The following is a 1,446-nucleotide window of genomic DNA, read 5'->3' on the forward strand; positions in this document are numbered from 1 at the left end:
CCCGGGCGCCGCGCCCGGCCGCCATCCGGGCGGTCGCGAGGCCGATGCCGGACGATGCGCCGGTGATCACCACGACCTGCTCGCGGAGCGGCTTGTGCTTCATCGCTCTTCCCCACATCTGCGATCCGCGCGGCCGGCCATGCGACGCCGGCGCGTTCACGCGCATGAGGTTAGTCGCCCGTCGGTCCGTACGGTTCCGCCTTGGTCGGGGGTGATCGCGTCGCAGGCGTCGCCGTCGCCCGGCTGATCCTGGGGGATCGCGTGCAGCGTGGCGGGGTAGTCCTCGGCGCGGGCATCCTTATCTCTGTGCGGACCATGACATCCTCAGTGACAGCCTGCCCGACCCCCGAAGACGCAACCGAAGATACGATGCGGATTCCGCGCCGGATCCCGTCGGTGGAACGTCTCGTCGGCGGGGCCGCGGAGGAAATGCTCACCGCCTATGGGCGCACGGCCGTCACCGCAGCCGTGCGGGCCGTCCTCGCCGGGATCCGTGCGGAGGGGGGCTCCGTGCCGGACGAGGCGGCGATCCGTGAGGCGGTTGCGCAAAACCTTGCGGCCGAGCGGCGGGTGTCCCTGCGGCCGGTCTTCAACCTCACCGGCACGGTGCTGCACACCAATCTCGGCCGGGCGCTCCTGCCGCGCTCCGCCGCCGAGGCCGTGGCCGCCGTGATGGTCCAGGCGAGCAACCTCGAATTCGATCTCGCCACCGGGGCACGGGGCGAGCGCGACGACCACGTCGAGGGCCTGATCTGCCGCCTGACCGGGGCCGAGGCCGCGGTGGTCGTCAACAACAATGCCGCCGCGGTCCTGCTGGTGCTGAACGCCCTGGCGATGCGCAAGGAGGTGGTGGTCTCGCGCGGCGAGCTGGTGGAGATCGGCGGCTCGTTCCGGGTGCCCGACGTGATGGTCCGCGCCGGCTGCCGCCTGCGCGAGGTCGGCACCACCAATCGGACCCATCTGCGCGATTTCGCCGACGCCCTGGGACCGCGCACCGGCCTGGTCATGAAGGTGCATCCGAGCAACTACGCAATCACCGGCTTCACCGCCGAGGCGGACCCGGTCGCGCTCCACGCCCTCTGCCGGGAACAGGGCGTGCCGCTGGCGGAGGATCTCGGCAGCGGCAGCCTCGTCGACCTCGCGGCCTACGGCCTGCCCCCGGAGCCCACCGTCCGGGCCGCGCTGGCGCGCGCCGACATCGTGACCTTCAGCGGCGACAAGCTCCTCGGTGCCGTCCAGTGCGGGATCATGGCCGGACGGAAGGACCTGATCGCCCGGGTGCGCAAGAACCCGCTGAAGCGGGCGCTGCGAGTGGACAAGATGACCTACGCGGCCCTGGAGGCGGTGCTACGGCTCTACCTGCATCCCGAGCGGCTGGCCGAGGAGTTGCCGACCCTGCGGCTGCTCACCCGACCGCGCGCGGCGGTCGACGCGCAGGCCCGGGCC

General features: G+C 72.3%; 1 protein-coding gene and 1 pseudogene. One reads left to right on the forward strand and one right to left on the reverse strand.

The window, feature by feature from the left end; all coding sequences use genetic code 11:
- Nucleotides 1-103 (reverse strand): annotated as a pseudogene (locus FV228_RS34560) (short-chain dehydrogenase); the annotation flags it as partial.
- Nucleotides 104-369: 266 nt separating this feature from the next.
- On the opposite strand from FV228_RS34560, the gene selA reads away from it, so the two are divergent.
- The coding region (gene selA / locus FV228_RS29625; protein ID WP_147857712.1) for an L-seryl-tRNA(Sec) selenium transferase at nucleotides 370-1,446 on the forward strand (1,077 nt) is incomplete at its 3' end.

The organism is Methylobacterium sp. WL18 (assembly GCF_008040015.1).
Lineage (GTDB): Bacteria > Pseudomonadota > Alphaproteobacteria > Rhizobiales > Beijerinckiaceae > Methylobacterium > Methylobacterium mesophilicum.